Origin of the sequence: Bradyrhizobium altum (assembly GCF_020889705.1) — a bacterium.
Taxonomy (GTDB): domain Bacteria; phylum Pseudomonadota; class Alphaproteobacteria; order Rhizobiales; family Xanthobacteraceae; genus Bradyrhizobium; species Bradyrhizobium altum.
In genome coordinates this window covers 1-6,084 of sequence record NZ_JACMYP010000386.1, presented here as the reverse complement: position 1 = coordinate 6,084, position 6,084 = coordinate 1, and the positions used below count along the sequence as shown (strand labels likewise).

Sequence of the window (6,084 nt, the reverse complement as noted above, 5' to 3'; positions counted from 1 at the left end):
CCATGTGGGTGATCCAGTATTCCAGAGACAGGAGTGCTTGAACCGAGAGGCCGCGGCGTACCGGATCGCCCGCTTTCGCGGGCGATGACAGACGTGCGTGGGGACGTAGCTTCGCATTCTCGCGAGTCTTGCGACTCGCCGCACGCAGCGCGAACCGGAGCGCCCCTACTTCTCGAGATACTTCTTCATCTCGGCGATCAGGCCGTCGCGCAGCTCGGGGCGCTTGAGGCCGAAGGCGATGTTGGCGCGGAGGAAGCCGGGCTTGGAGCCGCAATCGTGGCGCTCGCCCTCGAACTCGACGCCGTAGAACTTCTGCGTCTTGGCAAGCCCGATCATCGCGTCGGTGAGCTGGATCTCGCCGCCGGCGCCGCGCTCCTGGGTGGCCAGGATGTTGAAGATCTCCGGCTGCAGGATGTAGCGGCCGGTGATCGACAGGTTCGACGGCGCGGTGCCCTTCGGCGGCTTCTCGACCATGCCGTCGACCTCGAAGATGTTGCCGGTGCGTGTTCCCACGCCGCAGATGCCGTATTGATGGGTAAGCTCGTCGGGCACCGCCTCGACCGCGATCACGTTCGACTTGTCGCCGAGCTTGTTGGCGGCGTCGATCATCTGCTTCAGGCAGCCCGGCGTGTTCAGCACCAGTTCGTCCGGCAACACCACCGCGAACGGCTCGTTGCCGACGATGTCGCGCGCGCACCACACCGCGTGGCCGAGCCCGAGCGGCGATTGCTGCCGGGTGAAGCTCATCGCGCCGGCTTCCGGCTGGTTCTGCGCCAGGATGTCCTGTTCGGTCTTCTTGCCGCGTTGCGCGAGCGTGGTGTCGAGCTCGAACATGCGGTCGAAGTGATCCTCGATGACGCCTTTGTTGCGGCCAGTGACGAACACGAAGTGCTCGATGCCGGCCTCGCGGGCCTCATCCACCACGTACTGGATCAGAGGCTTGTCGACGATCGTCAGCATCTCCTTCGGCATTGCCTTGGTGGCAGGCAGCACGCGGGTGCCGAGACCGGCGACGGGAAATACGGCTTTGCGGATCTTCATGGGATTTATCGGGAGCCTTGAAACGGGTGGGACGGCGGCGCGAAATGTAATCGCTTCTTCGTACCCGGTTTGCAGCCGAGAACAAAGGCGGATGTGTGATGCGCACTCATCCGCCTCTTCCACCCAAGCATTTCCGACCCGAATGGCCGGCCTACCGAGGCATCCCGACGGCCCGCGCGTTCGCGCGTGACAAAACCGACGTGCCGCGAGAGGCAGCCGTCGCGGCGGCCGATGACGCGATCCAGCGGCGATATTTGCGGGTGAGCGACGCCGTGCGCAACTGGGCGAGAACCAACGCTTTCAGCGGCGAAACGTTCGGATTGGCCGTGCCGCCCCGGCTCAACCGCCGCAGCTGGAATTTCACGACGGCCATGGCGGCAAGCGAGGCCATCGGCTTGCTCGTCCAGCGGATGGGCGCGACTTCTGGCCGCAGATCCTCGCCGCGGCGCCACGCATTCGGCAAATCCGGCCTGACGGCAAGCGCGGTGGCGATACCTGCGATGGCGACGCCGCTGTCGAGCACTTGCTGCACGACGCCGATGCGGCGAACGCCGCCGGTGACCATCACCGGCATCCTGGCGACCCCTGCGATATCGCGCGCGAAGTCGAGGAAATAGGCCTCGCGCGCCAGCGTGCGGCCATCGCGCGCATCGCCCTGCATCGCCGGCGCCTCGTAACTGCCGCCCGACAGCTCCACCAGATCCACGGGCAATTCATTCAGCATCTCGACGACCGTCTTCGCATCGGCTGCATCGAAGCCGCCGCGCTGGAAATCGGCCGAGTTCAATTTGACCGCGATCGAGACGCCCGGCGACACCGCGGCGCGGACGGCCTTGACGGTTTCGATCAAAAGACGCGCCCTGTTTTGCAGCGAGCCGCCCCAGCCGTCAGTGCGCCGGTTGCTCAACGGCGACAGGAACTGGCTGATCAGATAGCCGTGCGCCGCATGGATCTGCACGCCGGAGAAGCCGGCCTGCTCTGCGAGTTTCGCGGCTGTGACGAAGCGCGCGATCACCTCGTTGATGTCGTGCTCGGTCATCGCTTTGGGCATTGCAAACAGGTTCGAATGCTTGCCGAGATCAAGCGGCACCGCCGATGGCGCCAGGGTCTGCTGGCCCATGTTTTTCATCATCTGCCGGCCCGGATGACTGAGCTGCAGCCAGATTTGCGCGCCCCTGGCCCGGCCAATCCGAGCCCAGTTTCGGAACGCCTCAAGCGGCGTGCCGTCCTCCAGCACGACGCCACCCGGTCCGGTCATGGCGCGGCGATCGATCATGACGTTGCCGGTGATGATGAGGCCGGCGCCGCCGTCGGCCCAGGCCTGATAGAGGCGAAGCAATTCGGCGGACGGGAGATGCCCGGCGTCAGCCATGTTCTCCTCCATCGCTGCCTTGGCGATGCGGTTGGGAACGGTGCTTCCGTTGGGCAGAGTGAGGGAATCGAACGGCGACATGAGCCAGGTTCCTTAATCGAGTTCCTTGTTGATCTGCGGGCACCTTAACCTTAAAGTAAACTTTAAGGTCAAGCAGCAAGGAGCACGTCCGTGAGGATCGGGGAACTGGCTCGGGAGTCCGGCCTGGCGCCGTCGCGCATCCGCTTCTATGAGCGAGAGGGCCTGATCGGGTCGATCGATCGCGGCTTGAATGGCTATCGACAGTATTCGCGCGGAACCAGGCAGGTCCTCGAGATCATCGTAATGGCGCAGCAGGCCGGATTTTCGCTCGACGAGATCCGGAACCTGCTGCCGCCGCACGGCAAGGGAGACTGGAGCCGCGACAAGCTGGTGGCCGCGCTCAAGACCAAGGTGATCGAGGTCGCAGCCCTGCAGCGCCGCCTGTCTGAAACCCAGGCTGGGCTGGAGGCCGTGATCGCCAGGATCGAAGCCACGGCGCCGGGCGGCGACTGCTTCGAGAACGCCGAAGCTGCCTTGGCAGTCTCAGGGAACAGGCCAAAGCCGGTTGACGACGCCGGACAATTTGTCCCGGTCAAACCATCGCGCGCGATTTCGTCACGCCCCAAATGCCGCCCTTTGTTAAGCTATTGGAAACCGTGACGGGGCCTTCTGAGGCGGCACGATTTTGACAGGCACACGACACATGCGCGCGACCGGAAAACCAAGGACCAGGCTTTGCAGCGCGAGCCTGATCGCGCTGGCCCTGCTGCTGCCGGGCGCGACGCAAGCCCAATCGGCCGGCAACGGCCTGACCAACCTGATCGACAGCATCTTCTCTCCGAACGCCGCGACGCCGCCGCAGGCCGCAACCGGACAGGACGGCGCAGCGCCGCCCTGGAGCGGAGAAGACGGCGCCTCCGGCCATCCCTTGATGACCGCCACAGCGATCCGCCAGGCCGCATCCGACTTCCCGAGCTGTGTCGCGGCGATGTGGCCGGATGCCGCGCGGCGCAACATCACCCAGCAAAATTTCGAGCGCTTCACCGCGGGCCTACAGCCCGATCTGCGCATCATGGATCTCTTGGATTCGCAGCCGGAATTCACCAAGGCGATCTGGGACTATCTCGACATTCTCGTCAGCGATGCGCGGCTCGCCAAGGGTCGCGAGATCCTTGCGAAATACAAGGCGCAGTTCGACGCGACCGAGAAGGCCTATGGCGTCGATCGCTATATCGTCGCGGCAATCTGGGGCATCGAGTCGAACTACTCGACCCAGATGGGCGATCGCAGCGTGGTGCAGTCGACCGCGACGCTCGCCTGCGTCGGCCGCCGCCAGGCCTATTTCAAGGACGAATTCCTGTCGGCGCTGGAGATTCTCAACCGCGGCGATCTCAAGCCCGAACAAATGCGCGGCTCCTGGGCCGGCGCGTTCGGCCCGACCCAGTTCATGCCGACCGCGTTCAAGCGCTACGCTGTCGACGGCGATGGCGATGGCCGCCGCGACGTCGTCGACGATCCGAGCGACCTGATCGCCTCGACCGCCAACAACCTGAAGAAGGACGGCTGGCAGACCGGCGCGAGCTGGGGCTACGAGGTGGTGCTGCCGCAGGGCCTGAACTACATGCTGGCCGACCGCGCCAAGGCGATGCCGCTGTCGCAATGGGAGCAACTCGGCGTCAAGCGGCCGGGCGGCCAGCCGTTCCCGCGGCCGTCCGACAAGGCCTATCTGCTGGCGCCCGCGGGTGCCGAAGGTCCGGGCTTCCTGATGCTGCAGAATTTCCGGGTGATCATGAAGTACAACCCGGCCGAGGCCTATGCGCTCGCCATCGGCCATTTCGCCGATCGGCTGCGCGGCGGCCAGCCCTTCGTGCAACCCTGGCCGCGCCAGGAACGGGTGCTGTCACGCGCCGAGCGGCTGGAACTGCAACAGCTGCTGGCCCAGCGCGGCTTCTACAAGGGCACGCCCGACGGCCAGTTCGGCGGCCAGACCCGCGAGGCGCTGCGCGGCTTCCAGGTCTCGATCGGGGCGCCGGCCGACGGTTTTGCCACCTCCGAGGTGCTGGAGCGGCTGCGGGGGCGGTAGGGCTTAGCGAAATCGCAACCACAAGCACCCTTGCACCTCTCCGCTTGCGGGGGAGGTCGACGCGCTCAGCGCGGCGGGTGGGGGCTCTCTCCGCATAATGACCAATCCCATCGCGGCGACACCCCCACCCAACCCTCCCCCGCAAGCGGGAGTCCGGTTCCGATGCGGCAGCCATTGAGCCCCTCCCCTGAAAGTAACCGTGAAATCCGATATTCGCCCGGCGCCTTGACGGCGGCCGGAGGCACCCGATTTATGGTGGAAAAGCTGCCCGCTTGCGGCCCGATTCCGCTAATATGCTCACGTACTTCCTGATCATTGCGACGAACTCGATGGCGAAGCCGAAGTCCTTCCTGCGCATATTCACCGAAGCCGGTCCGCTGGTCGCGCTGACGGTGGCGCTTGCGCTGTTGATCGGCATCGCCGAGCCCGCCTCGGCGCAGTTCTTCGGCTTCCCCGGCTTCGGTGATGCACCCCAGCGCCGCGCGCCGCCGCGCAGCAGCGGCGGTGGCGGTGGCGGCGGCTGGTTCGGCGGCGATTTCTTCGCACCATTCCAGCAGCAGCACCCGCAGGCCCAGCCGCAGCAGCGGCCACGCGAGGATTTCTCGCGCGCTCCGCCGCCGGCGAAGCGCGAAGCTGCGGCCGAGCGCAACGTGCTGGTGATCGGCGACGCCATGGCCGACTGGCTCGCCTACGGCCTGGAAGATGCCTATTCCGACCAGCCCGACATGGGCGTGATCCGCAAGCACAAGACGGTCTCCGGCCTGATCCGCTATCAGCCCAAGGGCGATCCGGCGGATTGGGCTGCGGCCGCCAAGGGCATTCTCGCCACCGAGAACCCCGACGCCATCGTCGTGATGCTCGGCCTCAACGACCGCACCTCGATCCGCGAACCGGTCGTGGACAAGAAGGTCGACAAGAAGGACGAGAAAAAGGACGCGCGCGCCAAGCCGGACGCCAAGCCCGGCGACAAGCCCGATGCCGCCGCCAAGACTGATGGCAAGATTGACGGCAAGATTGACGGCAAGACCGATAGCAAGGCGGACAGCAAGCCGGTCGATGCCGAGCTGCCGGCCGACGACGCCGACACCGACTCACAGGCCGCGCCGGAAAAGACCGCGCGCTCGCCCAATGGCCTCTATGACTTCCGCGACGACCGCTGGGTCGAGCTCTACGGCAAGAAGATCGAGGAGCTGATCAACGTGCTGAAGAGCAAGGGCGTGCCGGTGCTGTGGGTCGGCCTGCCCGCGATCCGCGGCCAGAAGGGCACGTCGGACATGCTGTTCCTCGACGCGCTCTATCGCGACGGCGCCGGCAAGGCCGGCATCACCTATGTCGACGTCTGGGACGGCTTTGTCGATGAGGCCGGCCGCTTCATGCCAAAGGGCCCGGACTTCGAGGGCCAGCCGCGCAAGCTGCGCTCCGATGACGGCGTGTTCTTCACCAAGGCCGGCGCGCGCAAGCTCGCGCACTATGTCGAGCGCGAGGTGACCCGCCTGCTCGCGGTGCGCACCGGCCCGATCGCGCTGCCGAGCGAACCGGCAACGCCCGAGACCAGCACCGAGCCCGG

At 66.0% G+C, this 6,084-nt stretch carries 5 protein-coding genes; 3 read left to right on the top strand and 2 right to left on the bottom strand.

The annotated features are described in order from the left end of the window. Positions 1–165: 165 nt before the first annotated feature. Positions 166–1,041, bottom strand: coding sequence for a UTP--glucose-1-phosphate uridylyltransferase GalU (galU, locus tag H8B02_RS44335; protein WP_229172067.1), 876 nt, complete (start codon positions 1,039–1,041; stop codon positions 166–168). Between the two features lie 151 nt (positions 1,042–1,192). Further along, complete coding sequence (locus H8B02_RS44330; protein ID WP_229172066.1) at positions 1,193–2,494, bottom strand: NADH:flavin oxidoreductase/NADH oxidase family protein; 1,302 nt, start codon at positions 2,492–2,494, stop codon at positions 1,193–1,195. Between the two features lie 90 nt (positions 2,495–2,584). Between H8B02_RS44330 and H8B02_RS44325 the strand changes: the two genes are divergently transcribed. From H8B02_RS44325 to H8B02_RS44315, 3 genes are all read left to right on the top strand, one after another. Beyond that, entirely contained in the window at positions 2,585–3,094 is a 510-nt protein-coding gene (locus H8B02_RS44325) for a MerR family transcriptional regulator (protein ID WP_312001559.1), read from the top strand. A 43-nt stretch (positions 3,095–3,137) separates the two neighbouring features. Beyond that, on the top strand, positions 3,138–4,517 hold the full coding sequence (locus H8B02_RS44320; protein WP_229172064.1) for a lytic murein transglycosylase: 1,380 nt from the start codon (positions 3,138–3,140) through the stop codon (positions 4,515–4,517). A 329-nt stretch (positions 4,518–4,846) separates the two neighbouring features. Beyond that, a partial coding sequence (locus H8B02_RS44315; protein WP_229172068.1) for an SGNH/GDSL hydrolase family protein occupies positions 4,847–6,084 on the top strand: 1,238 nt, incomplete at its 3' end.